Source organism: Sphingomonas fuzhouensis (assembly GCF_034659795.1).
Taxonomy (GTDB): Bacteria; Pseudomonadota; Alphaproteobacteria; order Sphingomonadales; family Sphingomonadaceae; genus Sphingomonas; species Sphingomonas fuzhouensis.
In genome coordinates this window covers 174303-199492 of the sequence record NZ_JAXSQY010000003.1, presented here as the reverse complement: position 1 = coordinate 199492, position 25190 = coordinate 174303, and the positions used below count along the sequence as shown (strand labels likewise).

Annotated in this window: 30 protein-coding genes and 2 tRNA genes; 11 read left to right on the top strand and 21 right to left on the bottom strand. The window is 66.8% G+C overall.

Features of this window, described 5'->3' with window-relative positions; genetic code table 11:
* Nucleotides 1-92 precede the first annotated feature (92 nt).
* From U1H82_RS09135 to U1H82_RS09090, 10 genes are all read right to left on the bottom strand, one after another.
* Nucleotides 93-168 (bottom strand) — tRNA-Phe (locus U1H82_RS09135).
* A 31-nt stretch (nt 169-199) separates the two neighbouring features.
* Nucleotides 200-367: a DNA gyrase inhibitor YacG gene (locus U1H82_RS09130; RefSeq protein ID WP_322964616.1), complete on the bottom strand. Its 168-nt coding sequence runs from the start codon at nt 365-367 to the stop codon at nt 200-202.
* Nucleotides 364-1317 (bottom strand): ribonuclease, encoded by a 954-nt coding sequence (locus U1H82_RS09125; RefSeq protein WP_322964615.1) that lies wholly within the window; start codon nt 1315-1317, stop codon nt 364-366. The genes U1H82_RS09130 and U1H82_RS09125 overlap by 4 nt, the downstream gene beginning before the upstream one ends.
* On the bottom strand, nt 1310-1879 hold the full coding sequence (locus U1H82_RS09120; RefSeq protein WP_322964614.1) for a Maf family protein: 570 nt from the start codon (nt 1877-1879) through the stop codon (nt 1310-1312). Before U1H82_RS09120 ends, U1H82_RS09125 begins: the two co-directional genes overlap by 8 nt.
* A 14-nt stretch (nt 1880-1893) precedes the next feature.
* Complete coding sequence (gene infA, locus U1H82_RS09115; protein WP_007403889.1) at nt 1894-2112, bottom strand: translation initiation factor IF-1; 219 nt, start codon at nt 2110-2112, stop codon at nt 1894-1896.
* Nucleotides 2113-2243: 131 nt separating this feature from the next.
* A complete protein-coding gene (gene thiL / locus U1H82_RS09110) occupies nt 2244-3149 on the bottom strand; it encodes a thiamine-phosphate kinase (protein ID WP_322964613.1) in 906 nt (301 codons plus the stop codon).
* Nucleotides 3150-3159: 10 nt separating this feature from the next.
* Nucleotides 3160-3615, bottom strand: a complete 456-nt coding sequence (nusB, locus tag U1H82_RS09105) for a transcription antitermination factor NusB (protein ID WP_322964612.1) — start codon at nt 3613-3615, stop codon at nt 3160-3162.
* A 140-nt stretch (nt 3616-3755) separates the two neighbouring features.
* The gene (hisD, locus tag U1H82_RS09100) at nt 3756-5051 is read right to left on the bottom strand and encodes a histidinol dehydrogenase (protein WP_322964611.1); all 1296 of its coding nucleotides are present in this window, start codon (nt 5049-5051) and stop codon (nt 3756-3758) included.
* Nucleotides 5048-5710, bottom strand: a complete 663-nt coding sequence (gene hisG, locus U1H82_RS09095) for an ATP phosphoribosyltransferase (RefSeq protein WP_322964774.1) — start codon at nt 5708-5710, stop codon at nt 5048-5050. Before hisG ends, hisD begins: the two co-directional genes overlap by 4 nt.
* A 177-nt stretch (nt 5711-5887) precedes the next feature.
* A complete protein-coding gene (locus U1H82_RS09090; protein ID WP_322964610.1) occupies nt 5888-6601 on the bottom strand; it encodes a murein L,D-transpeptidase catalytic domain family protein in 714 nt (237 codons plus the stop codon).
* A 197-nt stretch (nt 6602-6798) separates the two neighbouring features.
* Here U1H82_RS09090 and U1H82_RS09085 point away from each other — a divergent pair, with 197 nt between their 5' ends.
* Nucleotides 6799-7401 (top strand): L,D-transpeptidase family protein, encoded by a 603-nt coding sequence (locus tag U1H82_RS09085; protein ID WP_322964609.1) that lies wholly within the window; start codon nt 6799-6801, stop codon nt 7399-7401.
* Nucleotides 7402-7405: 4 nt separating this feature from the next.
* On the opposite strand, the gene U1H82_RS09080 is transcribed toward U1H82_RS09085, so the two are convergent.
* Both U1H82_RS09080 and ykgO read right to left on the bottom strand, forming a co-directional pair.
* Nucleotides 7406-8029, bottom strand: a complete 624-nt coding sequence (locus tag U1H82_RS09080) for an HAD family hydrolase (RefSeq protein WP_322964608.1) — start codon at nt 8027-8029, stop codon at nt 7406-7408.
* Nucleotides 8030-8077: 48 nt separating this feature from the next.
* A complete protein-coding gene (gene ykgO, locus U1H82_RS09075) occupies nt 8078-8203 on the bottom strand; it encodes a type B 50S ribosomal protein L36 (protein WP_003046794.1) in 126 nt (41 codons plus the stop codon).
* A 187-nt stretch (nt 8204-8390) separates the two neighbouring features.
* Between ykgO and U1H82_RS09070 the strand changes: the two genes are divergently transcribed.
* Both U1H82_RS09070 and U1H82_RS09065 read left to right on the top strand, forming a co-directional pair.
* Entirely contained in the window at nt 8391-9008 is a 618-nt protein-coding gene (locus U1H82_RS09070; RefSeq protein ID WP_322964607.1) for a DUF4136 domain-containing protein, read from the top strand.
* A 4-nt stretch (nt 9009-9012) separates the two neighbouring features.
* The gene (locus U1H82_RS09065; protein WP_322964606.1) at nt 9013-10119 is read left to right on the top strand and encodes a M14 family metallopeptidase; all 1107 of its coding nucleotides are present in this window, start codon (nt 9013-9015) and stop codon (nt 10117-10119) included.
* Between the two features lie 242 nt (nt 10120-10361).
* On the opposite strand, the gene pgmG is transcribed toward U1H82_RS09065, so the two are convergent.
* Genes pgmG through U1H82_RS09050 form a run of 3 tightly spaced genes read right to left on the bottom strand, consistent with a single transcriptional unit; the run spans nt 10362 to nt 12833 of the window.
* Nucleotides 10362-11747 (bottom strand): phosphoglucomutase/phosphomannomutase PgmG, encoded by a 1386-nt coding sequence (gene pgmG / locus U1H82_RS09060; RefSeq protein WP_322964605.1) that lies wholly within the window; start codon nt 11745-11747, stop codon nt 10362-10364.
* Nucleotides 11740-12009, bottom strand: a complete 270-nt coding sequence (locus U1H82_RS09055) for a DnaJ domain-containing protein (protein ID WP_322964604.1) — start codon at nt 12007-12009, stop codon at nt 11740-11742. Before U1H82_RS09055 ends, pgmG begins: the two co-directional genes overlap by 8 nt.
* Entirely contained in the window at nt 12006-12833 is an 828-nt protein-coding gene (locus tag U1H82_RS09050) for a division plane positioning ATPase MipZ (protein ID WP_322964603.1), read from the bottom strand. Before U1H82_RS09050 ends, U1H82_RS09055 begins: the two co-directional genes overlap by 4 nt.
* Before the next feature lie 75 nt (nt 12834-12908).
* Here U1H82_RS09050 and panC point away from each other — a divergent pair, with 75 nt between their 5' ends.
* Together panC and U1H82_RS09040 are read left to right on the top strand one after the other, a co-directional pair.
* On the top strand, nt 12909-13754 hold the full coding sequence (gene panC, locus U1H82_RS09045; RefSeq protein ID WP_322964602.1) for a pantoate--beta-alanine ligase: 846 nt from the start codon (nt 12909-12911) through the stop codon (nt 13752-13754).
* Nucleotides 13755-13829: 75 nt separating this feature from the next.
* Nucleotides 13830-14135 carry a hypothetical protein gene (locus U1H82_RS09040; RefSeq protein ID WP_322964601.1) on the top strand — a complete coding sequence of 102 codons (306 nt, stop codon included), beginning with the start codon at nt 13830-13832 and terminating at the stop codon, nt 14133-14135.
* A 72-nt stretch (nt 14136-14207) separates the two neighbouring features.
* On the opposite strand, the gene topA is transcribed toward U1H82_RS09040, so the two are convergent.
* From topA to plsY, 3 genes are all read right to left on the bottom strand, one after another.
* Nucleotides 14208-16802, bottom strand: coding sequence for a type I DNA topoisomerase (topA, locus tag U1H82_RS09035; RefSeq protein WP_322964600.1), 2595 nt, complete (start codon nt 16800-16802; stop codon nt 14208-14210).
* Between the two features lie 451 nt (nt 16803-17253).
* Nucleotides 17254-18333 (bottom strand): DNA-processing protein DprA, encoded by a 1080-nt coding sequence (gene dprA / locus U1H82_RS09030; RefSeq protein ID WP_322964599.1) that lies wholly within the window; start codon nt 18331-18333, stop codon nt 17254-17256.
* Complete coding sequence (gene plsY, locus U1H82_RS09025) at nt 18330-18935, bottom strand: glycerol-3-phosphate 1-O-acyltransferase PlsY (protein ID WP_322964598.1); 606 nt, start codon at nt 18933-18935, stop codon at nt 18330-18332. Before plsY ends, dprA begins: the two co-directional genes overlap by 4 nt.
* A gap of 102 nt (nt 18936-19037) precedes the next feature.
* Between plsY and murI the strand changes: the two genes are divergently transcribed.
* Both murI and hemA read left to right on the top strand, forming a co-directional pair.
* Nucleotides 19038-19835: a glutamate racemase gene (gene murI, locus U1H82_RS09020; RefSeq protein ID WP_322964773.1), complete on the top strand. Its 798-nt coding sequence runs from the start codon at nt 19038-19040 to the stop codon at nt 19833-19835.
* Between the two features lie 145 nt (nt 19836-19980).
* Nucleotides 19981-21222 carry a 5-aminolevulinate synthase gene (hemA, locus tag U1H82_RS09015; RefSeq protein WP_322964597.1) on the top strand — a complete coding sequence of 414 codons (1242 nt, stop codon included), beginning with the start codon at nt 19981-19983 and terminating at the stop codon, nt 21220-21222.
* A gap of 220 nt (nt 21223-21442) precedes the next feature.
* On the opposite strand, the gene U1H82_RS09010 is transcribed toward hemA, so the two are convergent.
* Both U1H82_RS09010 and U1H82_RS09005 read right to left on the bottom strand, forming a co-directional pair.
* Nucleotides 21443-22000 (bottom strand): Uma2 family endonuclease, encoded by a 558-nt coding sequence (locus tag U1H82_RS09010; RefSeq protein WP_322964596.1) that lies wholly within the window; start codon nt 21998-22000, stop codon nt 21443-21445.
* Nucleotides 22001-22035: 35 nt separating this feature from the next.
* Nucleotides 22036-22482: a hypothetical protein gene (locus U1H82_RS09005; RefSeq protein WP_322964595.1), complete on the bottom strand. Its 447-nt coding sequence runs from the start codon at nt 22480-22482 to the stop codon at nt 22036-22038.
* A gap of 118 nt (nt 22483-22600) precedes the next feature.
* Here U1H82_RS09005 and rpiB point away from each other — a divergent pair, with 118 nt between their 5' ends.
* Genes rpiB through nrdR form a run of 4 tightly spaced genes read left to right on the top strand, consistent with a single transcriptional unit; the run spans nt 22601 to nt 25032 of the window.
* On the top strand, nt 22601-23044 hold the full coding sequence (gene rpiB / locus U1H82_RS09000) for a ribose 5-phosphate isomerase B (protein WP_322964594.1): 444 nt from the start codon (nt 22601-22603) through the stop codon (nt 23042-23044).
* Nucleotides 23045-23065: 21 nt separating this feature from the next.
* Nucleotides 23066-24364, top strand: a complete 1299-nt coding sequence (gene glyA / locus U1H82_RS08995; protein ID WP_322964593.1) for a serine hydroxymethyltransferase — start codon at nt 23066-23068, stop codon at nt 24362-24364.
* 11 nt (nt 24365-24375) lie between these two features.
* Nucleotides 24376-24567, top strand: coding sequence for a hypothetical protein (locus tag U1H82_RS08990; protein WP_322964592.1), 192 nt, complete (start codon nt 24376-24378; stop codon nt 24565-24567).
* On the top strand, nt 24568-25032 hold the full coding sequence (gene nrdR / locus U1H82_RS08985) for a transcriptional regulator NrdR (RefSeq protein WP_322964591.1): 465 nt from the start codon (nt 24568-24570) through the stop codon (nt 25030-25032). It abuts the gene before it with no gap.
* A gap of 75 nt (nt 25033-25107) precedes the next feature.
* Here nrdR and U1H82_RS08980 read toward each other — a convergent pair.
* A tRNA-Lys gene (locus U1H82_RS08980) sits at nt 25108-25183 on the bottom strand.
* Between the last annotated feature and the right edge of the window lie 7 nt (nt 25184-25190).

Here is a 25190-nt window from a genome sequence, read left to right as displayed (position 1 = left end):
CTCAAACTCGGACAGCAATCATCGCTCCGCGACCCAGCGTCATCGAGGGCGCAAGGGAAGCGGGCTTTGCTACACCAATAATGTCAGGAAAATGGTGCCCAAGGGCGGGATCGAACCACCGACACTGCGATTTTCAGTCGCATGCTCTACCAACTGAGCTACTTGGGCCCACACCGCGATTGCGATTGGAGGCGTGCCTTTACGGGTGGCTCTGCCCCATGTCCAGCCCCTCTTCGTCATTTTCTTTGAGCGGAATGCGATAACCTTCGCCCAGCCATTGCAGCAGGTCGCGATCCTTGCACCCGCGCGAGCAGAAAGGTGCGTGTTCGGCGGCGGTCGGCTTGTCGCAGATCGGGCAGGTGGTCATGCGTCACGGTCCAGTTGCAGCGGGCGACCCGTGCGGCGCGCGCATTCCGCGCGCCAGTCGGGATTCGCCATCAGGCGATCATAGAGGGAGCCGGAGAGCCGGTGCACGGGCGCGGGGCCGGGCGGCTCGCGTTCCCATTGGCGCAGTAACGCACGGGCGCGGGCGCCGATGGGGTCGATGCCCAAACGCTCGGGGATCGACGCGCGCGGGCGCGGGCGGACGATCTGGAGGAAGCCGAAGCCGTTGACCGCCGTCCGCTCGAAAGGGAGGGGGAGGGCGGCGTCGAGCGCCTCGGCCACCGCCTGGCGCGGGCCCTTGCCCTCCAACGTGGGGAAGTCGATGCCGATCGACCCGCCGATGCCGTGGCGCAGGATCGCCTCACCCACCGCGCGCGCGGCGGCGATCGCCAGCGGTTCGTGCGGGGGGGCGCCGTCGACGTCGAACAGCGTCATCGCCGGGGTGGACGTCATGCGCAGCACGCCTGCGCCGAAGCCGATCTCGCCGGTCACCGCCTCGTCGAGCAGTTCGGACCAGCCCGCCGCTTCCAGATCGTCTGGCTGATGCGGCAGCAACGCGCGGACGGGAACGTCGCTCGCCGTGATTCGGGCGCGCAGATCGGCGCCGGGGGTGGGACGCGCGTTTTCGGGTGCGACCTGCGCCTTGGGCAGTTTGGAGCGGCCGCGCTCGGGAATCGCCTCACGCGTGACGATGACGGTCAGCGCGGCCCCTTGCGTCACCCCCTTGGGCACCGGTGCCAGCAACACGTCGCCGCCTTGCGCCAACGTCACCCGCCCCTGTCGACCGGGGAGCAGCTCGACCAGTCGCCCCTCGGCCACCGTGCCGACGGTCAAGGTGTCGGTCAGCTCGATCGCGGCCTGGACGATCCGGCCATTCGCGACCAGCGCGGCGCGGGCCTCGCCGATCCCGGCCTCATAGAGCCATTCAGACAAGCGGCAGTCCGGCGGCTTTCAACAGGGCGCGGGTCTCGAACAGGGGCAGGCCGACCACGCCCGAATGCGACCCTTGCAGGAAGCGGACGAATGCCTCGGCACGACCCTGGATCGCGTAACCGCCCGCCTTGCCCAGCCCCTCGCCGCACGCGATATAGGCGTCGATCTCCTCTTCGGAGAGCGGCTTGAACGCGACGATCGTGTCGGCCAGCCGGGTGCGGACCTTGCCGGTCGCGTCGATGACGCACACCGCCGACAGCGCATGATGCCGCCGCCCGGACATCAGGCGCAGCAGCGTGCGCTGCACGTCTTGCGTTTCGGCGGGGGGCAGGATGCGACGGCCCAGCGCGATGGTGGTATCGCCCGCGACGACGATCTCGTCCTCGGCACGGTCCACGGCTTTCGCCTTTTCCTCGGCCAGCCGCAGCGCGTACACACGCGGCAGTTCGGCGGCGCGGGGCGCTTCGTCGATATCGGGCGAGGCGACTCGGTCGGGCACGACTCCCAGCCGCGCCAGCAGATCGCGGCGGCGCGGGGAAGAGGATGCAAGGACGAGCGGCATGTGGGGCCGGTCGCTCACTTGAAGCGGTAGGTGATCCGGCCCTTGGTCAGGTCGTACGGCGTCAGCTCGACGAGCACTTCGTCGCCGACCAGCACGCGGATGCGGTTCTTGCGCATCTTTCCCGCCGTATGCCCCAGGATCTCGTGATCATTCTCGAGCTGGACGCGGAACATCGCGTTGGGGAGGAGTTCCACCACGCGGCCGCGCATCTCGAGCAGTTCTTCCTTGGCCAAAAAATACCTCGGTTCGTCGTGTTATAGGGTATGGAGAAGAGGCGCCGCCATAGCCGCAAAGGCGTCAAAAGGAAAGGCGCACCGAATCGACCCATGATATGGGGTCGGCGGGTGGGTTCGGCAAGGCGCGGTCAGCGCTCGGCCTGATGCTCGAATCCCAGTCGCGGAGGCAGCGGAACCGGGCCGGCGGCATCGCTCAGCGACAGGCCCTTGGCTGGCCCGAAACAGCCGATGCGCGTTGCCGAGACCGGCGGCACTCCGCCAGCGGGCAGGGCGAAGAGCAGTTCGTAATCGTCCCCCGCCGTCGCGGCGGCCAGTCGCGCGGTGCGATCCTCGCCGCCCTGCGCCCGCGCCTCGACCGACAAGGGTATGGCGTCGAGATCGATCGAGACGCCCAGACCGCTCGCCGCTGCCATGCGGCTGGCATCGATCAGCAGGCCGTCGGACACGTCCATCATCGCATGGACCAGCGGTGCCAGCGCGCGGCCCTCAGCTAGGCGCGGCTGCGGTCGGCGATAGGCGCCCAGCAATGCCGCCGGGCCCGCTTTCCCTTGCGCGATCGCCAGCCCCAGCCCGGCGTCGCCGATCGTGCCGGTGACCCACAGGCTGTCGCCCGGCATCGCGCCGTCCCGCGAGGGGGCGGCGGCATCGCGGCCGAAGGCGGTCAGGCTCAGCGTGCGGGGGCCGCGCGACGATACCGTGTCGCCGCCGATCAGCCGCGCCTCGAACCGGGTGAGCACGGCCGCCAGCCCATCGAGAAAGGCGCGGTCCCAGGCGTCATCGCCCAGCGGATAGTTGAGCATCACCCCCTCGACCAATGCGCCCTTGGCGGCCAGGTCGGACAGGTTGGTCGCGACCAGCTTCCACGCGACATCGCCGGGCGGGTCTTCGGCGAGGAAATGGACGCCCTCGACCAGCGTGTCGGTGGTGACGACCAGGGGTGCAGCGTCCAGCACCGCGCTGTCGTCCACCAGCCCGCGCGCACCGGGATGCAGCGGCATCCGGCGCAAGCGGGCGATGAACTCCGCCTCGGTCATCGCGGCAGGATCAGGCGCGCGCGACCTTGGCGATCGCGTCGAGCAGGCCGTTGACGAAGCCCGATTCGCGCTTCTCGTAAAAGGCGTGGGCGACATCGACATATTCGCTGATGACCGCGCCCACCGGCACGTCATGGCGCGCGATCAGCTCATAGGTCCCGGCGCGCAGGATCGCCTTCATCGGCTTGTCGAGCCGGTTCAGCGTCCAGCCCGAGGCGAGCTTGTCCTCGACCATCCGATCGATCTCGCCCAGGCGGGCATGGACGCCCTTGACGATGTCATCGAAGAAATCGGTGTCGGCATCGGCATATTCGACGTCTTCGATCGTCGCGCCGATGCGGTGATTGTGAAATTCGTGGAGCAGCGCCGCCAGCGGAGTCTGCTCCATGTCATGCTGATAAAGCGCCTGGACGGCGGCAAGGCGCGCGGCGGCGCGCGCCTGGGTACGGGCGTTGGGACGAGTCATGCGCGGGCCTTTACGCGCCTGTCACCGATCCGTCACGCCTTTTGGGTGAGGGCCAAGGGCCGAACCCCAAATCCTCCCCAAGCTCGCTTGGGGAGGGGGACCATCGCGCCAGCGATGGTGGAGGGGCAGGGCGAGGGAGCTTACCGATTCAATCGCAGCCGCAGCGCCACCGACCTGGCATGGGCGGGCAGTCCCTCGGCATGGGCCAGTGCCACCGTTGCGGGGCCCAGTTCGGCCAGCGCCGTCTCGTTCAGGCCGAGGAAGCTCGTCCGCTTCATGAAGTCCAGCACCGACAGGCCGCTGGCGAAGCGGGCGCGGCGACCGGTCGGCAGGACGTGATTCGGTCCCGCGACATAATCGCCGATCGCCTCGGGCGTGTGGCGGCCCAGGAACACCGAACCGGCGTGGCGCAGACGATCGAACAGGCCCTGCGGATCGTCGACCGCGAGTTCGAGATGTTCGGGCGCGAGGCGGTCGACCAGCGGCATCGCGGCCTCCAGCGACTCGACCACGATGATCGCGCCGTTCGCGTCCCAGGCGGTGCGCGCGACGCTGGCGGTCGCCAGTTCGGGAATCTGCCGGTCGACGGCCTCGGCGACGCGGGTCGCGAAGTCGGCATCGTCGGTGAACAGGATCGACTGGGTGACGGTGTCATGCTCGGCCTGGCTCAGCAGGTCGGCGGCGATCCAGTCGGGGTCGTTCTTGCCGTCCGCGACGACGACGATCTCGGAGGGCCCCGCCACCATGTCGATGCCGACCATGCCATAGACCTGGCGCTTGGCCTCCGCGACCCAGGCGTTGCCGGGGCCGGTGACGACATCGACCCGCTGGATGCGGCCAGCGCCGTAAGCCAGCGCGCCGATCGCCTGTGCGCCGCCGATCCGCCACACCTCGTCCACCCCCGCCAGATGCGCGGCGGCGAGGACCAGATGGTTGATCTCACCCTTCGGGGTGGGCGTGACCATGACCAGCCGCTCGACCCCGGCGACCTTGGCCGGAATCGCGTTCATCAGCAGCGAGGAGGGATAGGCCGCCCGTCCGCCGGGGACATAGATTCCAGCCGCATCCACCGCCGTCCAGCGCGCGCCCAGGCGGACGCCCTGCGCATCGACATAGTCGGTGTCGGTCGGTTTCTGCTTCTCGTGATAGGCGCGGATGCGCGCGGCGGCGAGGTCGAGCGCGGCGCGCAGTTCTGGCTCCAGCGCCTCATAGGCGGCGCGGCAATCCGCCGGTTCGATCCGCCAGCCCGTCTCGGCCAGGTCGTGCCCGTCAAACTGCTTGGTGAAGGCCGCCACCGCCGCCTCGCCATCGTCACGGACCGCGCGCAGGATGACCTGCACGTCGCGCGCGACATCGGCATCGCTCTCGCGCCGGGCGTCGACCAGTTCGTCAAAAGCCGCCGCAAAGCCCGGTTCTTGCGTGTTCAGCCGGATCATGCCGTTTCCCTTTCCGCCACGGCGCGGCGGAACGCCTCGACCAGCGGCACCACCTGTGCGCGCGTCTTCATCGCGGCGCGATTGACGACCAGGCGCGAGGTTACGTCCTCGATCACCTCGACCTCGACCAGTCCGTTTTCCTTGAGCGTGCGGCCGGACGACACCAGGTCGACGATGCGCGGCGCCAGACCCAGCGTCGGGGCCAGCTCCATCGCGCCGTTCAGCTTGACGCACTCGGCCTGCACCCCGCGCGCAGCAAAGTGGCGGCTGGTGATGTGCGGATATTTGGTCGCGACGCGAACATGGCTCCAGCCGCGCGGATCATCGCTTTCCGCCATCGCGACAGGTTCGGCGACCGAGATGCGGCAATGGCCGATCTTCAGATCGACCGGCGCGTAGAGTTCCGAATAGCCGAACTCCGACAGCACGTCCGATCCGACGATCCCCAGCTGCGCCGCGCCGTGCGCGACGAAGGTGGCGACGTCGAAGGCGCGGACGCGGATCAGCTCGATGCCGGGGACATCGGTGGCGAAGCGCAGCGCGCGGCTGTCCTTGTCGGTGAAGGCCGGTTCGGGCCGGATGCCGGCGGCGGCGAGCAGCGGCAGCGCCTCGGCCAGGATGCGTCCCTTGGGGACGGCGATGATAAGCGGCTGGACCATGAGGATCGGGGGCTTACCGGCGCGCAACCGGGATCGCAATCTCGTTTCCCTTCCGCCCCTGCAAGGGGAGGTGACAGTCCGAAGGACTGACGGAGGGGTGTCACGGTCGGCGGGGACACCCCTCCACCACCGCTTCGCGGCGGTCCCCCTCCCCTTGCAGGGGAGGATTTTGAGAAGTTACACCTTGGCGGCGTAGATCATCCGGCCGGGGCCGAGATTGGCGAACACGCGGTCCAGCTCATTCTCGCCCACCGCGAAACAGCCCTGGCTGCGGCCCAGCATGCCGTGGGTGCGGATCATGTCGCGATTGGCGTACCAGGCCGAGTGAACCACGATCGCGCGGCCCAGTGCATTGTCGTTGGTCGGGTCCAGCCCGATCAGACGCTGCGACCGGCCATGTTTGCCGACATAATAATTGTCGGTCAGGAAGGCACCTTCGCTGCTGGCGTTCGAGTTGAACGCATTGGAAAAGCGCTGGACATAGCCGCTGTGCGACGGGTCCGATCCGCTGCCGTGCGAGACGAGCAGCGACTGGCTCTTGCCGCTGATGAGGTCGACCAGGTGGAGGCGCGGTTCGGACGAGCCGACCGCGAAATCGACGATCGCCATCCGGTCGCGCTGCCGGACCTGCGAACCATGCTTCTGCAGCGAGGCCATCGCCTGGCGCAGCAGCGCCGGTCGGACGACCCGCGACGACGCCAGGATCGCCTGCGGCACCGCCGGAACGGTCGGGCGGCTGGGGATCGGTGGCTGTCGCACCGGGCGAAGATCGCCCGCCGTCAACCGTCCCCGAGCGCTGGCCGCGCCAGGGATCGCCAATGCCCCGGCCAGCACCAGCGCGTTCTTCAACAGCGCGCGCCGACCCGGCGCCGCGTCCAGATTATCGTGCATTATGGTCCTTCAACCCCAGAAATCCCGCGACTCCCAAATAGCAGATGATGGGCCATTTTTCTGCCCAGCCCCCTATCGGTTGATCGCTTGGTTCCATCGATTCGCCGTAAGTTCCGTCTCACTGCAAAAATTTTCGCTTGGCACAAATTGTCGCTTGACGGGTTTAAGAATTTGTGAACTCGCCAAGGAAAAGGGATATGAAGGCTTTCGCTTTTGCCGCCCTGTTGGGTGCGACGACGCTGGGAATGGCCGCGCCTGCCATGGCGGAAGAGGGCCCCGCCACCGCCACCGTGGCGCAGGCCGCCGCCGCGCTCGCCCCGAATCGCTTCGTCTGGGCCGACCCGCAGATGGCCGCCGTCGATCCGATCGCGCAGCCGGTGACGGTGGTGGTCAGCCTGCCGATGCAGCGCGCCTATGTCTATCGCGGCGAGACGATGGTCGCGGCCGCCTCGGTGTCGACCGGCAAGGATGGCAAGGATACGCCGGTCGGCATCTTCCCGATCCTGCAGAAGCGCGAGATGCATCGCAGCAACCTGTATAATGATGCGCCCATGCCGTTCATGCAGCGGCTGACCTGGGACGGGGTGGCGCTCCACGCGGGCAACAACCCCGGCTTCCCCGATTCGCACGGCTGCATCCGGTTGCCCGCCGCCTTTGCCAAGAAGCTGTTTTCGATCACCTCGGTCGGGACCAATGTGATCGTCACCGATCAGATGGTCGGGGATCATTTCGACCCGATGCTGCTGGAAACCGAAGCGTCGCGGGCGAATCAGGCGCAGATGGCGTCGCTGGCCCGGTAAATGTTCAGCCCGCGATCAACCCCAGTTCGCGCAACTGCGGCCGCAACGTCGCCACATCGGTAAAGTGCAGCGCATGGATGCCCAGCGCTGCGGCGGCCTCGATATTGGCCTGGTTGTCGTCGATGAATACCGCCTGCCCAGGCGTCAGTCCGAACCGGTTGAGCGCAAGGGTATAGATGGCAGGGTCGGGCTTCACGAGCTTCTCGTCGCCCGACACCACGATGTCGCGGAAGCGATCGAACAGCGCCGATTCGCGCGCCCGGAAGGGTGGCCAGAATTCATGGCTGAAGTTCGTGATCGCGAACAACGGCACGCCCGCGGCGTCCAGTTCGCCGACGAGTTCGTGCATCCCGGCAATCGGATCGCCGATGCTCTCGCCGAAGCGCGGGCCCCAGGCGGCGATCAGCTCGCGATGCTGCGGGTATAGCGCAATCAGCTCCGCCGAGGTGTCGGCGAAGTCGCGTCCGGCATCATGCTGGAAATGCCACTCGGTCGTGACGACATCCCGCAGAAATGCATCGAGCGCCCGATCGTCCGCGATCAGGCGCCGATACAGAATCCGGGGATTCCAGTCGTACAGTACGCGACCGACGTCGAAAATGACGGCGGTCGGCCGATCAGAACGCATCCCGGACGAAATCACGGGCGCGTCCTGTTCGATCAGCCCCAAGGGTGATTAGCCCTGGCGCGCCTTGAACCGACGGTTGGTCTTGTTGATGACATAGGTGCGGCCGCGACGGCGGATCACGCGGTTGTCCCGGTGACGATCCTTGAGCGACTTCAGGGAATTGCGGATCTTCATGATCGATTCGCTTCTTTTGAACTGGAGGGTGATCTGGAAAGCGTCGCCGCCTAGTGGCAATGACCGTTCAAGTCAAGGTTCGGCATGACATCCCGGTCAGGATCGACACGGCCTCTTCCGCCGCAGGATCAACCCCCATATGTCATGCGTTGCCCATCCGTAACATCCTTGAAGGTGTCGTCGACCCATGAAAGCCCGCTCGCTCCTGATCCTCGCGGCCGCCGCCGGTACGCTGGCCGCCTGTTCCACCACGGGCGGGCGCCTGCCGCCGACCGAGGTGATCCGCTATCACCTGGGCGAGCCGATCGCGCGCGGGACCGTCCGGGTCGAACCGCTGTCGAACACCGGCCCCGCCAGCATCGAGTTCAAGACCTATGCCGCCGCGGTCGAGACCGCGCTGCTGCGCAACGGCTACACCCTGCCCCAGGGCGATGCGCAGCCGGATTATATCGCCACCGTCTCCTTCACCCGCGCCAACCGGCTTGGCCCGCCGCGTCCGTCGCCCTTCTCGATCGGGCTGGGCGGCGGCAGCTTCTCGGGCAATCGCGGCGGCGGTGTCGGTCTGGGCGGGGGCGTGAGCTTCCCGATCGGCAAGAGCCGTCCGCAGGAGCTGATCGGCACCGAGCTGTCGGTCCAGATCAAGCGTCGCGCCGACCAGTCGCCGATCTGGGAAGGCAGCGCGCGCTACATCGCGCCGGTCGAGACGCTCGCCAAGGTCGATGCGCAGACACAGGCCGCCAAGCTGGCCGATGCGCTGTTCACCAAATTCCCCGGCGAATCGGGCCGCACGATCGAGGTGAAGTAAGGCGATGACGCTGACCATCAATGCCGCGTTCGACAGCGGCAATATCCGCCTGATCGGGATCGAGGGCGACCGGGTCGACCTGGAAATCGTGAACGACAAGGATTCGGACTTCTATCAGTGGTTCTATTTCCGGGTCGGCGGCGCGAAGGGGCGGACGCTGACCTTCCGTATCCTGAACGGCGCGGGGTCGGCCTTTCCCGATGGCTGGCCGAACTATCAGGTCCGTGCCTCGACCGACCGGCAGGATTGGCGGATGACGCCGACCACCTATGCCGATGGCGTGATCGAATGGCAGTGGACGGGCGAGTCGGACCTTGCCTGGTTCGCCTATTTCGAGCCCTATACGATGGAGCGGCACAACGACCTGATCGCGCGAATCGCGGCAAGGGGCGTCCATCACGAGGAAATCGGCCAGACGCTGGACGGCCAGGCGATCGATTATTTCCGGATCGGCGAGGGGCCGAAGCAGGTGTGGCTCTATGCCCGCCAGCATCCGGGCGAATCGATGGCCGAATGGTGGATGGAAGGCGCGCTCGACTGGCTGACCAGCCCGGTGGCGGCCCCTTTGCTGGCGGCGGCGACCGTCCATGTCGTGCCCAATATGAACCCCGACGGCACGCGGCGCGGGCATCTGCGCACCAATGCGGCGGGCGTGAACCTCAACCGCGAATGGCATACCCCCAGTGCCGCGCGCAGCCCCGAAGTGCTGTGCGTGCGCAACCGGATGGACCAGACCGGTGTCGACTTCGCGATCGACGTGCATGGCGACGAGGCGATTCCGGCGAACTTCATCGCCGGGTTCGAGGGGATTCCCAGCTGGACCGAAGAGCATGGCGCCAAATTCTATGAATTCGGCCGCCGCCTGGCCGCGCACACGCCCGATTTCCAGACCCAGATGGGCTATGAAAAGGCGAGTGCGGGCAATGCCAACCTGTCCATGTCGACCAACCAGCTCGCCGAGCGGTTCGGTGCGGTGTCGGTGACGCTGGAAATGCCGTTCAAGGATCATGATCCCAACCCGGACGCGGTGCATGGCTGGTCGGGCGAACGCTCGGCCAGGCTGGGCGTGTCGTGCCTGGAGGTGCTGTCGGAAATGATCGGGCATATCTGATCGCGCGGGGCGGGGGCCTCGTGCCTCCGCCCTCTTTGATTCCCTTGGCCTTCTTCGCTCAGGTCGAACGGGCGGGCGATAGGGTTCGCGCAGAGGCGCGGAGGCGCGGAGGGCGCAGAGGTGTCTGGTCCTGCCGCGAATGCGGCATCATCATCGCCGTTGAATGAATACGGGCGCTATCGCACGGGCGGCCTCTCCGCGTCCTTTGCGCCTCTGTGCGAACAACTTCGCTGCTCCGCAAGCTATCGCTGCAGGCCCTCGACCGCGAGATAACCGTCCAACTCCGCCAGCACCCGCGCCAGCCCGTCGTCATCCGCCGCCTCGGCGCGGACGGTCAGTGCGGCTTGCGTATTCGACGCGCGCAGCAGCCACCAGCCATCCGCCGTCCGCACCCGGACGCCATCGGTATCGTTGACCGTCGCTCCTGCGGCCCGCAGCGCGTGGGCCACGCGGGTCACGATGGCGAACTTGTCCGCCTCCGCGACCGTGATCCGCGTCTCGGGAATATCGACCATTACGGGCATCGCCCCGCGCAATTCGGTCATCGAGCGGCCCGAGAGATGTGCCGCACGGATCAGGCGAATCGCGGCGTAATGCGCGTCGTCAAAGCCGTACCATTCGCCCGCAAAGAACATATGGCCCGACATCTCGCCGCCCAGCGGTGCTGCGGTTTCGACCATCTTGGTCTTCATCAGGCTGTGTCCGGTCTTCCACATGACCGGCTGTCCGCCCAGGCGTTCGATATGGTCGAACAGCGCCTGGCTGGCCTTCACATCCGCCACGATCGGCGCACCGGGATGCTCCGCGAGCGTCGGGCCCGCGAGCAGCATGAGGATCTGGTCGCCCCAGATGACCCGGCCCTGTCCATCGACCGCGCCGATCCGGTCGCCATCCCCGTCGAAAGCGAATCCGAAATCGAGCCGTCTCTCCGCCACCAAGGCCTTGAGCGCGTCTAGATTGGCCTCGACCGTCGGATCGGGGTGATGATGCGGGAAATGACCGTCCACATCAGTGAACAGCGTATGATGCTCACCCGGCAGGCGCTGGACCAGCTTGTCGATGACGGGGCCCGCCGCGCCGTTGCCGCAGTCCCAGCCGATGCGATACGCACCCCCGGCATAACCCGCGACCAGCCGGTCGACATAGGGGTCGAGGATGTCGACACTCTCGACCCGGCCGGTTCCTTCGGTCCAGTCGCGCGCGTCCGCCATGCGCGCCAGATCCTGCACATCCTCGCCGAAAAAGGGACGGTGGCGCAGCACCATCTTGAAGCCGTTATCGTCGCGGGGGTTATGGCTGCCCGTTACCTGTACGGCACCGTCCACCCCTAGCGTCGCTTCGGCGAAATAGACCATTGGGGTGGGGCCGACCCCCAAGCGCACGACATCGACGCCGCTGTCAGTCAGCCCCTCGACCAGCGCGGCTTCCAGCGCGGGTGAGCTGATCCGCCCGTCACGCCCGACCGCGACCCGCCTGCCGCCCGCGCGCCGCACACGGGTCGCAAAGCCGCGCCCCACCGCATAGGCGGCGGCTTCGTCCAGCGTCTCGGGCACGGTGCCGCGCACGTCATACTCGCGAAGCGCGGTGGGATGGATTCGCGCCGTCCGCTCAGCCCCAGGATCAGGCATCGCGACGCGCCAGCAACAGGTCGCGCGCGGCATTGACCCGCCGCGTCAGATCGGCCGAGCCGCCGCGATCGGGATGGACCTGCCCGATCAGGCGGCGATGCGCCTGGCGAATCGCCTCGGCATCCGCGTCCGGTGGCAGGTCGAGGATCGCCAGCGCGTCCGCCTCGTCACGGGGCAGACGGGGCGCGTGTTTCGGCTTGGTCGGACGCGGCATGTAGCGCCACACCAGCCAGATGACCGCCAGCGCGATCAGCCATTTCATGCGGCGGCGTCTGCCGCGTTCCTGCCGGTCGCTGCGCCCGGTTCCGCCCATGCTTCGGGCAGTTGCAGCGCCGCCATCATCTCGCGCAGCTCCTGCCGCGCCGCGACATGGCCCAGGCCCATCGCGCCGAATTCCTTGGCGTCGATCATGGTCAGGCCGTTGGGGAACATCTCACGATAGATGACGCGCTCGCCAAGACCCGGAATCACGCGGAAACCGACCCGGCGCGACAGGTCGACCAGCGCATCCGACACGCGGCGCATGTTGCGCGCCTCGATATGCTGCAACCGGTTGCGCAGCACGACCCAGTCGATGGTGGTGCCATCGGCGCGCGCCCGCTGCTTGCGCGCGTCCCAGATCAGTTCGGAGTAGAAGCTGGGGCGCGTGACCTGGAACGTCTCCGGGTCGACCTGTCCGATCAGGTCGAAGTCGACGAAGCTGTCGTTCATCGGCGTGACCAGCGTGTTGGACAAGGCCGCCGCCGTCCGCGCGAAATGGTCGTCGCGGCCCGGCGTGTCGACGATCAGGAAGTCGGCATCCTGCGACAGGCCGAACCAGAGCTCTTCGAACCCTTCCTCGGTCTGGCTGCTATGCGTCGCATGGACCGGCATGGGCAGCTTGTGCCCGGTGCGCCTGATCGTCTCGGCCCGATTGTCGAGATAGCGGCCCACCGTCCGCTGTCGATGATCCAGATCGAGACAGGCCACGCGCGCGCCTTTCGCGGCCAGCGCGATCGCGACATGAACCGCCGTCGTCGATTTGCCGGTGCCACCTTTTTCATTGGCAAAGACAATCACGTGCGTTGAAGATAGCCGTTCCGGCAACTTGTCGCTTCCTTATTGATCCCCGTTGCCACCCTACATAGAAGCCCTCGGCGTGGGGAACGAGGGGTAAAATCAGTGCAAGTCATTCGGGATCGCGAAGCCTTGGTCGAGGCGCTCGCCGCTCTGCGGGCCGAGGGCGCGCGCGTGGCGTTCGTGCCGACCATGGGGGCGCTCCACACCGGCCATATCGCGTTGATCGAGGCGGCGAAGCGGCCGGGGACCAAGGTCGTGGCGTCGATCTTCGTAAACCCGAAGCAGTTCGGCGCGGGCGAGGATCTGGGCCGCTATCCCCGGCGTGAGCAGTCCGACATCCGGATGTTGACCGAGGCGGGCTGCGACCTGTTGTGGATGCCGAGCGTCGAGGTGATGTATCCGGAGGGGCATGCGACGACGATCCGCGTCGAGGGCGTCAGCGAAGGGCTGGAGGGGGCATCGCGCCCCGGCCATTTCGACGGCGTCGCCACCGTCGTTGCCAAGCTGTTCAACCAGGTCGGGCCGGATGCCGCCTATTTCGGGGAAAAGGATTTCCAGCAGCTGGCGGTGATCCGTCGCATGGTCGCCGATCTCGACTTCCCCATCGACGTGGTGGGCGTGCCGACCCAGCGCGACGATGACGGTCTCGCCCTGTCGTCGCGCAATATCTATCTCGACGAGGAACAGCGGGCCAAGGCGGTCGCTTTGCCGCGCGCGCTGGGCGTCGCCGCGCGTGCGATCGGGCGGGGGGAGGAAACGGTGACCGTTTTGGCCGATGCCCGTGCCACCCTGACCGCCGCCGGCTTCGAGGTCGACTATGTCGAACTGGTCGATGCCGAGACGCTGACTCCGGACCCCGCCGCTGATCGACCCCGCCGCCTGGTCGCCGCCGCACGCATGGGATCGACCAGACTGATCGATAATATCGCTGTCATCGATCCGTCATGAGTTAACCAATTTGTGACCGTTTTGGCCATAGACCTGACGCTCGGACGCAGATGTGTCCGAACAGAGGGGTAGGATATGGCCAATAGCAGCAAATCCGCACAGTTCCTGATGGAAAGCCGGTTCGCCGACCAGGTGGCGACCGATGACGGTGCGACGATGTACGACATGGGGGTCGCCTATTCGACCGGTTCCGGGGGCAAGTGCCTGGACCTGATCGCGGCGCACAAGTGGTTCAACCTGGCAGCGGTCGCCGGCTTCCTGCCCGCGCAGATCGCGCGCGCTGAAGTGGCCAGCGACATGACCGCGCGCGAGATCGCCGAAGCGCAACGCCAGGCCCGCGCCTTCCTGCACGGCAATATGCCGCACATGCGCGCGGCCTGATGATCCTGACCACCGCGCGCTGATCCGCCCGAAAGGGGCGGGGAGGATCAGCTCACGGGATCAGGTTCGAACTCAGGCGTCGCTCGCCTTCTTCGCCGCGGCTTTCTTGGCCGGAGCCTTTTTGGCTGGCGCTTTTTTCTCCGTCGATGCCTTCGTACCCGACTTGGCGGGGGCCTTCTTGGCCGCAGCCTTCTTCGCCGGTTTCTTGCGCGCCGGAGCGGCCGCTGCCCGTGCGTCGATCAGTTGCGCGGCTTCCTCCAGCGTCAGCTGGTCCTTATCGACCGTCTTGGGGATGGTTGCGTTCGTCTCGCCATCGGTGACGTAAGCGCCGTAGCGCCCTTCCATCAGCTTGATCTCCGCCTCGGTGCGCGGATGCTTGCCCAGCACCTTCAGCGGTTCGCGCGAGGCGGTGCCACGCGCCGCCCGTCCGCCGCCCGCCGCCGCTTCGGCCAGCTTGACCACGGCGGCGTTCATGCCCGTTTCGAACACATCGGCGGTCGAGGTCAGGCGCGCATATTTGCCGCTATGCGCCAGATAGGGGCCATAGCGCCCGATCGACGCGGTGATCGGCTCGCCGGTTTCCGGGTGGTTGCCGATGGTGCGCGGCAGGCTGAGCAGCTTGAGCGCCCATTCCAGGTCGAGATCGACATCCTTGGGGATCGAGGCGCGCTTGGCGTCCTTGCCCTCGCCTAGCTGGATATAGGGGCCGAACCGCCCCGACTTGCGTTCGACCGGTAGGCCGGTTTCGGGGTCCTGGCCCAGAGTCTCCGGCCCGCTATCCTCACCAGCCCCTTCGCCGCCCTGCGCGAATCGGCGGGTATATTTGCACTCAGGGTAATTGGAGCAGGCGATGAAGGCACCGAATCGGCCGCCGCGCAGGGCCAGCTTGCCCTCGCCGCAATTCGGGCACAGGCGCGGGTCCGAGCCGTCCGCCTTTTCGGGGAACAGGTAAGGCGCCAGGAACTGATCCAATTCGGCGGTAATCGCCGAAGGCTGCTGCTCCATCACCTCCGAGGTGCGCGGCTTGAAATCGCGCCAGAAGGCGTCGAGCACCGCCTGCCACTGGGCGCGGCCGCCGGACACGTCGTCCAGCTCCTCTTCCAGCTCGGCGGTATAGTCGTAACCGACATATTTCTCGAAGAAGCGTTCCAGGAACGCCGTCACCAGCCGCCCGCTCTCCTCGGCGAAGAAGCGGTTCTTCTCGACGCGGACATAGGCGCGGTCCTTCAGCGTCTTGATGATCGAGGCATAGGTCGACGGCCGCCCGATGCCGAGTTCCTCCATCCGCTTGACCAGCGACGCCTCGGAGAAGCGCGGTGGCGGCTGGGTGAAGTGCTGCTCGGCCTTCACGTCCTTCTTGGCGGGCGCATCGCCTTCGCGCAGGCGGGGGAGGCGGCGCGCTTCCTCATCCTGGCTGTCGTCCTGGCCTTCTTCGTACAGCGCCAGATAGCCGGGGAAGAGCACAACCTGGCCGGTCGCGCGCAGCACATGGCGGCCGGTGCCGTCGGCCATGTCGATGGTGGTGCGCTCCATCCGCGCCGAGGCCATTTGCGACGCCAGCGCGCGCTTCCAGATCAGGTCGTAGAGACGGCCATGATCGCCCGAACCGGCGCGGTCGCGGGAGAAATCGGTCGGCCGGATCGCCTCGTGCGCTTCCTGGGCGTTCTTCGCCTTGGACTGGTACATGCGTGGCTTGTCGGGGACGTAAGACGCATCATAGCGGTCGGCCACCGCCTTGCGCGCCGCCGAGATCGCCGAACCGTCCATCTGGACGCCGTCGGTACGCATGTACGTGATCGCGCCGTCCTCGTAGAGCTGCTGCGCGATCCGCATCGTGTGATCGGCCGAGAAGCCCAGCTTGCGCGCGGCCTCCTGTTGCAGGGTCGAGGTGGTGAAGGGCGGCGGCGGGTTGCGCGTCGCGGGTTTGGTCTCGACCGACTGAACCTCGAAACGGCCCGCCTCGACATCGGCCTTGGCACGCGTGGCGTCGCCCTCGTTTCCGATCGACAGGCGGTCGAGCTTCTTGCCCTCCCACTGGACCAGACGCGCCACGAACGGCGTGCCGTCCTGTTCCATATCGGCCGTGACCGACCAATATTCCTGCGGCCGGAACGCCTCGATCTCGCGCTCGCGCCCGACGATCAGGCGGAGTGCGACCGACTGGACGCGGCCCGCCGACTTGGCGCCGGGCAGCTTGCGCCACAGCACCGGCGAGAGGGTAAAGCCCACAAGATAGTCGAGCGCGCGGCGCGCCCGGTAGGCGTCGATCAGGTCGGTATCCAGCTCGCGTGGATTCTGCATCGCGTGCAGGATGGCGGGCTTGGTGATCGCGTTGAACGTCACCCGCTCGACCTTGTCGGGCAGCGCCTTGCGGTTCTTCAGAACCTCCTGAACATGCCACGAAATCGCCTCGCCCTCGCGATCAGGGTCGGTGGCGAGGATCAGGCGGTCGGCCTTCTTGGCCTCGTCGGCGATCGCCTTCAGCTGGCGCGCCTTGTCCGCGTAATTCTCCCACTCCATCGCGAAATTTTGGTCCGGATCGACCGAGCCGTCCTTGGGCGGCAGGTCGCGGACGTGACCATAGCTCGCCAGGACGCGGTAGTCCGAACCCAGATATTTCTCGATGGTCTTCGCCTTGGCGGGCGATTCGACGATGACAAGCTGCATGAGTGGTAAAACTACGTCCCTTACGTGTGTACGCGAGGATGGGGAGGGGGCGGGGGGCCGTCAAGCGGGGTTGGTTCGGGTGTGGCGGGTGTCGGGGCGTGGCCTTCGACTTCGCTCAGGCGGAACGGGTGGTGGGAAGTTGGGTTCACGCGAAGACGCGAGGACGTGAAGAAGATGTGTTCGCGCGGAGGCGCGAGGACGTGAAGAAGATGTGTTCGCGCGGAGGCGCAGAGGACGCGGAGGTGTTTCGCAGGGGGGCAGCGCCTGTTTTCTCCTCATGGAGATTGAGATGCTGCATTCGCGGCAAGCCAGACACCTCTGCGTCCTCTGCGCCTCCGCGTGAACTCATTCCTACCTCCCGTTCAGCCTGAGCCCTTCGACTGGCTGGCAAGCCAGCCGCTCAGGATGAACTTCGGCGCTGTACGCCGAAGTCGAAGGCCATGTTCACACCTCACCCCAGCGCCACCCGGCCCCCGGCATGGCGTTCCAGCCGTCCGGCCAGTTCCAGTTCCAGCAGGATCGTCTGGACGATGGCGGAGGGCCGCCCGCTCTGGCGGATGAGTTCGTCGACCGTCACCGCGACCGGGCCGAGCAGATCGCTCACCCGTTGCCGGTCTGCGTCGCTGGCATCTTGCGGCGGCGGGGGCGTGTAGCGGCTCTCGGGCGCGCGGACCATGCGCGGGTCGATCGGGCGGATCTGCTCCAATATGTCGCCCGCCGACTGGATCAGCGTTGCGCCCTCGCGAATCAGCATGTTGCAGCCCTGCGCGCGCGGGTCCGCCGGATGACCGGGCACCGCCATGACCTCGCGGCCCGCCTCGCCCGCCAGCCGTGCGGTGATGAGCGAGCCGGAGCGCGGCGCGGCCTCGACCACCACCGTCCCTTGCGCGAGCCCGGCGATGATCCGGTTGCGCGACGGGAAGTGGCGGGCGAGCGGCTGCGTCCCCGGCGGCTGTTCGGCGATCAACAGGCCGCGCGTCGCCACCTCTTCCTGCAACCGGGCGTTTTCGGGCGGGAAGGCGATGTCGATGCCGCTGGCGATGACGCCGATCGTACCGCCGTCGAGCGCGCCGATATGCGCCGCCGTGTCGATGCCGCGCGCCAGACCCGAGGTGACGGGGATGCGGTGGCTCGCCAGATCCTGCGCCAGCCCACGCGCGAACCGGCAGGACGCGGCCGAGGCGTTGCGCGCGCCGACCAGCGCCACCCCGCCGCGCCGTGCCAGCGCCATGTAGCCGCGCACGATCAGCGCGGGCGGCGCGGTGTCCAGTTCGGCAAGCAGCGCGGGATAGTCGGCCTCGCCCAGCATCACATGCCGCGCGCCCAGCCGCGCGACCGTCTCGATCTCGCGGGCGATCAGGGCGGGGTCGGCGGCCTTGGGGGCTTCGCCGCCGCCGCGCCGGGCCAGGCCGGGCAGGGCGTCGAGCGCCGCTTCGGCCTGACCGAAGCGCGCCATCAACTGCCGCCAGGTGACGGGGCCGATGCCATGCGTCCGCAACAGCCGCAGCTGTGCGAACCGGGCGTCGCTCACGGCTTTTTGCGGCCGATGCGGGGTTCGGTGCCAGCCAGCAGCCGCTCGATATTCGCGCCGTGTTTCCAGATGACGATCAGGGCAAGCGCGATCAGCATCAGGACCAGGTCGAACCGCCCGAGCATGGCGGCGGCGAGCGGCGCGCTGAGTGCCGCGACCATCCCCGCCACCGCCGAGATACGGATGGTGGCGAGCAGCCCCAGCCAGACGACCGCATAGACCAGCCCCAGCGGCCAATAGAGCGCGACCACCACACCCATCAGCGTGGCGACGCCCTTGCCGCCCCGGAACTTCAGCCAGAGGGGATAGCAATGGCCGATAAACGCCGCTGCGGCCGCCAGCGCCTCCTCACCGGGCAGCCAGTGGCGGACGATCAGGACAGCGGCGACGCCCTTCAGCATGTCGAGCAGCAAGGTCGCGGCGGCCAACCCCTTGCGGCCGGTGCGCAGCACATTGGTCGCGCCGATATTGCCCGATCCGATGCTGCGCAGATCGCCTGCACCAGCCACGCGCGTCAGGATGATGCCGAAGGGAATCGACCCCAGCAGATAGCCGATCAGCAAGGCCCAAGTCGGCGGCCCCCAGATGATTTCGGTCGGCAATAGTCTTCCCCTGTGCTCCGGGACAGACATAGAACATGCGCCGTGCCCTGTCCAATCCGGCGGGTGCTGGTTTCGGCGGATCAAGCCGCTTATGAGGTGGCGATGACCGATCCGCGCCCCATCCTGTTCTTCGATTCCGGTGTGGGCGGACTGTCGATCGCGGGGCCTGCCCGTGCCGCCCTGCCTACCGCGCCCTTCGTCTATGTCGCGGACAGTGCGGGCTTTCCCTATGGCGAGAAGAGCGAGGCGGAGATTGCCGGGCGGGTGCCCGCCCTGCTCGGGCGGCTGGCGGAGCGCTATCGCCCGCGCCTGATCGTGATCGCGTGCAACACCGCCTCGACCATCGCTCTGCCTGCGGTACGGGCGGCGCTGGATCTGCCCGTGGTCGGCACGGTCCCCGCCATCAAGCCCGCCGCCGCGATGAGCGTGACGCGGACGATCGGCGTGCTGGGCACCCGCGCGACGGTGCGCCAGGCCTATGTCGATGATCTGGCGGCGCGATTTGCGGGCGACTGCCATGTCCTCCGCCATGGCTCGGCCGCCCTGGTTGAACTGGCCGAGGCCAGGCTGCGCGGCGAGGCGCTCTCGCCTGATGCCTTTGCGGCGGTGCTCGACGGGCTGTTCGGGCAGGCGGGGGGCGAATCGATCGATGTGATCGTCAATGCCTGCACCCATTTCCCGCTGGTCGAGGCCGAGCTGGCGGCGGCGGCACCGCATGCGGTGCGCTTCGTCGATGGCGGGCCGGGCATCGCGCGGCGCATCGCCCATCTGACCGCGGGACAGGACTGGCCCGACTCGCCCGGCGAGGGCGTGGCGGTGTTCACCCATCTGGGCGAACGCGAGGCGGCCTTGCGGCCCGGACTGGCGGCCAGAGGCTTTTCGCGGGTCGAGGCTCTATAGTGGGAAGGACGCCGTTCCAACGCGGTGAGAACCATCCGCATCAGGAACCCTTGGGGGCTTGGGACAATATGTCCACCATGATCGATCACAGTGAGCGCAGTTCCCGACTCGATTCATTCACGGCTTGCGCCTACATTCGCATCCTATGAGCATCGACGGTACGGACGCGCGCGTGGATTATTCCCGCGTCTTCACCCAGGCGATCGACCGCCTGCACGCCGAGGGACGTTACCGCGTCTTCATCGACATCCTGCGCAACAAGGGCATGTTCCCCAATGCGCGCTGTTTTGCCGGGCATAACGGACCCAAGCCGATCACGGTCTGGTGCTCCAACGACTATCTGGCGATGGGACAGCATCCGAAGGTCATCGCCGCGATGGAGGAGGCGCTCCATGACGTGGGCGCAGGCTCTGGCGGCACCCGCAATATCGGCGGCAACACGCATTATCATGTCGATCTGGAAGGCGAGCTGGCCGACCTGCACGGCAAGGAAGCGGCCCTGCTGTTCACCAGCGGCTATGTCTCGAACGAGGCAACGCTGGCGACGCTGGCGAAGATTCTGCCCGGCTGCGTGATCTTTTCCGACGAACTCAACCATGCGTCGATGATCGCAGGGATTCGCAATTCGGGGTGCGAGAAGCAGGTCTTCCGTCACAACGATCTGGCACATCTGGAGGAACTGCTCGCCGCTGCCGATCCGGCGGTGCCGAAGCTGATCGCGTTCGAAAGCGTCTATTCGATGGAGGGCGATATCGCCCCGATCGCGGCGATCTGTGATCTCGCCGACAAGTATAACGCGCTGACCTATCTGGACGAAGTGCACGCGGTCGGCATGTATGGCGCGCGCGGCGGCGGCATTTCCGAGCGCGATAACGTCGCCCATCGGCTGACCGTGATCGAGGGGACGCTGGGCAAGGCGTTCGGCGTGATGGGCGGTTATATCGCGGCCGACCGGATGATCGTCGACGTGATCCGCTCCTATGCGCCGGGGTTCATCTTCACGACCTCGCTGTCGCCGGTGCTGGTCGCGGGCGTGCTGGCGAGCGTGCGCCACCTGAAGCAAAGCTCGGTCGAGCGCGAGGGGCAGCAGGCCGCCGCCGCCAAGCTGAAGGCCATGATGCGCGAGGCGGGCCTGCCCGTCATGCTGGGCGAGACGCATATCGTGCCGGTGATGGTCGGCGACCCGGTCAAGGCCAAGAAGATCAGCGACATCCTGCTCGCCGAATATGGCGTGTACGTCCAGCCGATCAATTACCCGACCGTGCCGCGCGGCACCGAACGCCTGCGCTTCACGCCCGGCCCCGCGCATGACGAGGCGATGATGGCGGAACTGGTGTCGGCGCTGGTCGAGATTTGGGAGCGGCTGGAGCTGAAGATGGCGGCGTAAGGCCGCGCTGTCTTTATCGTGTTCGGGCGAAGCCGCGACGAAGGATGGTTCGCGCAGAGGCGCGGAGGGCGCAGAGTTTTGCCCGGCATTACGCGTATCGCTTTTCTCGCCTGCCTGTTGAAAGTGTCATGCAGGTCGCGATCAGGCGTGACACCTCTGCGTCCTCCGCGCCTCCGCGCGAATAAAAATCTTCGCGACTTCGCGACTTCGCGTGAACCCATTAATCGAGTGTGATTGCCGCCTCGCATCCCGGCAGGGCAAGGCGTTCGCCGAAACAGACGGTATGGATGTCGGTATATTCGCCATCCACCGGTTCGGCTTGAACATGGATGACGCGCCGCACGCCGTCGATCGCCCAATAGGTCGGGATGCCCGCGCGAGCGTAAAGCATCCGCTTCAACCCAAGATCGCGCGATTGCGTCGTTTGCGCGATTTCGATCACCAGCAATAGATCATCGGACGTCAGGAACCGATCTTCAATCACCACGTCCTGCAACAGTGCCGCATCACAAGAAACGACCGTAGAGTCGTCGAGCACGACGCCGGCTGTCCCCAGCACCCTGTTCGGGGAAACGGCAGAGGCCAGCTGGACGATAAGCTTTGTCTGTATCGCGGAATGGCCGCTCATCGGCAGGTCCAGCCGCTCCAGCCTGCCTGCGACCAGTTCGACGACCATGTCGGCGAAGGCACCCCTTCTAGCCATCCGCAGAAATTCGGCCGCGTTGAAGCGTGCATTGCAATAAGTCGGGGGCAGGTCCTGCAAAGTCACGTCGGCCATCCTATCCGGGTGATGTTCGCAAACCTGGCCACACCTCATTTCCGGCAATAGCCCTCGCCCGGCTTCACCGTCAGGCATTCGGTCTTGCCCGCCAGATATTTCAGGCCCGTGGCATCGCCGTTGGTCGGGCGCAGCGTTTCGCGCACGCCGCCCCGTTCAAAGACGATGGTGTCGCCGACCTGCTCACCGCGAAACTCCCCCTTATGGTCGAGGTCCCACTGCATTTCCATGCGATAGCGGCCCGGCGTCGCGGCATGTTTGATGTCGAGGAACATGCCCTCCACCCCGACCCAGCGGCCGACATAGTCCGGCGCCTTTTTCTTCGGCAGGCCGGTGAAGGTCGAGCCGTCGCCTGCCGGGCCCGCCGTGGCGGCGGGGCTGGGGCTGTTCGTCGTGGCCGCCGCGTTCTTCACGTCGTCCGGCGTTTCCCGCGAGCAGGCGGTCAGGACACAGAGGGCGGACAGGATCAGAATGCGCTTCATGGCGCGCAGAACCCTTCAATGCTGGCACACGTTCCGTGACGCGAAGGGGTAGCCATAGGCCCCGCGCGCGCGTAAAGGCGCGGGCATTCCAACCGACCCTGTCAGGAGCGCCCGTCCCATGCGCATCGCGATCGCATCCGATCATGCCGCCGTCTCGCTGAAGACCGTGCTGGCGGAATGGCTGCGCGGGGAGGGGCATGAGGTGCTCGACCTGGGCACGGACGGCACGGCCAGCGTCGACTATCCCGATTTCGGCCGCGCGATCGGCGAAGCGCTGGCCGATGGTCGCGCCGAGCGTGGTGTGGCCCTGTGCGGCTCGGGCATCGGCATCTCGATCGCGGCCAACCGCAACCCCGCCTGCCGCTGCGCGCTGGTGTCCGAGCCGCTGTCGGCCGCGCTCGCCCGCCAGCATAACGACGCCAACGCCATCGCCATGGGCGCACGCGTCATCGGTGAGGAAATGGCCAAGGCTTGCCTTACCGCCTTCCTGTCCACCCCGTTCGAGGGCGGACGTCATCAGCGCCGTGTCGACATGCTGTCCACCGCGCCCGCCCAGAATTGAACGCCCGAGGATACGCACCCCATGAGCACGCTTAACGACGTCCAGCCCGCCGGTTTCTTCACCCGCACCCTGGCCGATGCCGACCCCGCCGTCTTCGCCGGTGTCGCCCACGAGCTGGAGCGCGAGCAGACCCAGATCGAGTTGATCGCCTCCGAGAACATCGTCTCCAAGGCGGTGATGGAGGCGCAAGGCTCGGTCTTCACCAATAAGTACGCCGAGGGCTATCCGGGCAAGCGCTATTATCAGGGCTGCGCCCCGTCGGACGAGGTCGAGCAGCTGGCGATCGACCGCGCCAAGCAGATCTTCGGTTGCGACTTCGTCAACGTCCAGCCGCATTCGGGCGCGCAGGCGAACGGCGCGGTGATGCTGGCGCTGGCCAAGCCCGGCGACACGATCATGGGCCTGTCGCTCGACGCGGGTGGCCACCTGACTCACGGCGCCAAGGCGGCGCTGTCGGGCAAGTGGTTCAACGCGGTCCAGTACGGTGTCGATCCCGAGACGCACCTGATCGATTATGACGCGGTCGCCCGGATCGCGCGCGAGAGCCAGCCCAAGATCATCATCGCGGGCGGCTCGGCCTATCCGCGCGTGATCGACTTCGCCAAGTTCCGCGCCATCGCGGACGAGGTCGGCGCGTATTTCATGGTCGACATGGCGCATTTCGCGGGCATCGTCGCGGGCGGCCTGCACCCGACCCCGTTCGGCCATGCCCATGTCGTGACCACCACCACGCACAAGACGCTGCGCGGACCCCGTGGCGGCATGATCATGACGAACGACGAAGCGATCGCCAAGAAGATCAACTCGGCGGTCTTCCCCGGCCTTCAGGGTGGCCCGCTGATGCACGTCATCGCCGCCAAGGCGGTCGCGTTCGGCGAAGCGCTCCAGCCGGAGTTCAAGACCTATATCGCGGCGGTGGTCGAGAATGCCCGCGTGCTGGCGGCAACGCTGAAGGCGCGCGGCGCGAACCTGGTCGCGGGCGGCACCGACACGCATCTGGCACTGGTCGACCTGACCCCGCTGGGCATCACCGGCCGCGATGCCGATGAAGCGCTGGAGCGGGCGGGCATCACCTGCAACAAGAACGGCATCCCCAACGATCCGCTGCCCCCGATGAAGACCAGCGGCATCCGCGTCGGCTCGCCTGCGGGCACGACGCGTGGTTTCGGCGCGGCCGAGTTCGAACAGATCGGCCATATGGTTGCCGATGTGCTCGACGGTCTGAAGGCCAAGGGCGAACATGGGGACCCAGAGGTCGAGGCAAACGTTCGGACCCGTGTGCGTGAGCTTTGCGCGCGCTTTCCGATCTATCAGGGATAAGGACGTTCCGAATGGCCAAGTTCGACCAGAAGATTTCCGAGGTGCAGAACGACATCAAGTCGACCCCTGGCCTGGGCAAGAGCATGGCGAAATGGGGTGCGCTCGGCGCCGTGGTCGCGATCCCGGTGCCGTTCGTCGGCCCGATCTTCGGCGCGGCGGCGGGTGCCGGTTACGCCTATTTCAAGGCAAAGAAGAAGGCCTGAATGCGCTGCCCCTTTTGTGGCCATGAAGACAGTCAGGTAAAGGACAGCCGCCCCACCGAAGATGGGGCGGCGATCCGCCGTCGCCGCCAATGCGAAGGCTGTGGCGCGCGCTTCACCACGTTCGAGCGTATCCAGTTGCGCGAACTGACCGTGATGAAGAGCGAGGAGCGGCGCGAGCCGTTCGACCGCGAGAAACTGCTCCGGTCCATCGCCATCGCCACGCGCAAGCGCCCCATCGACCCGGTGCGGGTGGAAAAGCTCGTATCCGGCATTCAGCGCCAGCTGGAGACGAGCGGCGAGGGCGAAGTATCGTCCAAGCGGATCGGCGAGATGGTGATGGAGGGGCTGAAGGGTCTCGATTCGGTCGCCTATATCCGCTTCGCCAGCGTCTACCGCGAATTCGGCGAGGCCAAGGATTTCGAGGCCTTCGCCGGCACCGTCGAGGAAGTGGCACGCGGCGAATAAGGGGCGGTGCGCCCTGCGCTGTTCCGACGATCTGTGATCGGGCAGGGCCGCGATACGAACCCTGAAACAACCCCGTGGTGGGTCCGCCGGGACTCGAACCCGGGACCTCTCGATTAAAAGTCGCTTGCTCTACCAACTGAGCTACGGACCCGCCATCG

Bases quoted from the DNA above. Each gene is read 5' to 3' on its own strand.
- U1H82_RS09070 (WP_322964607.1), top strand. From the start codon at position 8,391: ATGAAAGCCCGCTCGCTCCTGATCCTCGCGGCCGCCGCCGGTACGCTG.
- U1H82_RS08990 (WP_322964592.1), top strand. From the start codon at position 24,376: ATGGCCAAGTTCGACCAGAAGATTTCCGAGGTGCAGAACGACATCAAG.
- murI (WP_322964773.1), top strand. From the start codon at position 19,038: ATGACCGATCCGCGCCCCATCCTGTTCTTCGATTCCGGTGTGGGCGGA.
- U1H82_RS09080 (WP_322964608.1), bottom strand. From the start codon at position 8,029: ATGCGTTCTGATCGGCCGACCGCCGTCATTTTCGACGTCGGTCGCGTA.
- hisG (WP_322964774.1), bottom strand. From the start codon at position 5,710: ATGGTCCAGCCGCTTATCATCGCCGTCCCCAAGGGACGCATCCTGGCC.
- rpiB (WP_322964594.1), top strand. From the start codon at position 22,601: ATGCGCATCGCGATCGCATCCGATCATGCCGCCGTCTCGCTGAAGACC.
- nusB (WP_322964612.1), bottom strand. From the start codon at position 3,615: ATGACTCGTCCCAACGCCCGTACCCAGGCGCGCGCCGCCGCGCGCCTT.
- glyA (WP_322964593.1), top strand. From the start codon at position 23,066: ATGAGCACGCTTAACGACGTCCAGCCCGCCGGTTTCTTCACCCGCACC.
- U1H82_RS09005 (WP_322964595.1), bottom strand. From the start codon at position 22,482: ATGAAGCGCATTCTGATCCTGTCCGCCCTCTGTGTCCTGACCGCCTGC.
- thiL (WP_322964613.1), bottom strand. From the start codon at position 3,149: ATGACCGAGGCGGAGTTCATCGCCCGCTTGCGCCGGATGCCGCTGCAT.
- U1H82_RS09040 (WP_322964601.1), top strand. From the start codon at position 13,830: ATGGCCAATAGCAGCAAATCCGCACAGTTCCTGATGGAAAGCCGGTTC.
- pgmG (WP_322964605.1), bottom strand. From the start codon at position 11,747: ATGCCTGATCCTGGGGCTGAGCGGACGGCGCGAATCCATCCCACCGCG.
- U1H82_RS09085 (WP_322964609.1), top strand. From the start codon at position 6,799: ATGAAGGCTTTCGCTTTTGCCGCCCTGTTGGGTGCGACGACGCTGGGA.
- U1H82_RS09130 (WP_322964616.1), bottom strand. From the start codon at position 367: ATGACCACCTGCCCGATCTGCGACAAGCCGACCGCCGCCGAACACGCA.
- U1H82_RS09065 (WP_322964606.1), top strand. From the start codon at position 9,013: ATGACGCTGACCATCAATGCCGCGTTCGACAGCGGCAATATCCGCCTG.
- hisD (WP_322964611.1), bottom strand. From the start codon at position 5,051: ATGATCCGGCTGAACACGCAAGAACCGGGCTTTGCGGCGGCTTTTGAC.
- hemA (WP_322964597.1), top strand. From the start codon at position 19,981: ATGAGCATCGACGGTACGGACGCGCGCGTGGATTATTCCCGCGTCTTC.
- nrdR (WP_322964591.1), top strand. From the start codon at position 24,568: ATGCGCTGCCCCTTTTGTGGCCATGAAGACAGTCAGGTAAAGGACAGC.
- ykgO (WP_003046794.1), bottom strand. From the start codon at position 8,203: ATGAAGATCCGCAATTCCCTGAAGTCGCTCAAGGATCGTCACCGGGAC.
- U1H82_RS09120 (WP_322964614.1), bottom strand. From the start codon at position 1,879: ATGCCGCTCGTCCTTGCATCCTCTTCCCCGCGCCGCCGCGATCTGCTG.
- U1H82_RS09090 (WP_322964610.1), bottom strand. From the start codon at position 6,601: ATGCACGATAATCTGGACGCGGCGCCGGGTCGGCGCGCGCTGTTGAAG.
- U1H82_RS09055 (WP_322964604.1), bottom strand. From the start codon at position 12,009: ATGAAATGGCTGATCGCGCTGGCGGTCATCTGGCTGGTGTGGCGCTAC.
- U1H82_RS09010 (WP_322964596.1), bottom strand. From the start codon at position 22,000: ATGGCCGACGTGACTTTGCAGGACCTGCCCCCGACTTATTGCAATGCA.
- topA (WP_322964600.1), bottom strand. From the start codon at position 16,802: ATGCAGCTTGTCATCGTCGAATCGCCCGCCAAGGCGAAGACCATCGAG.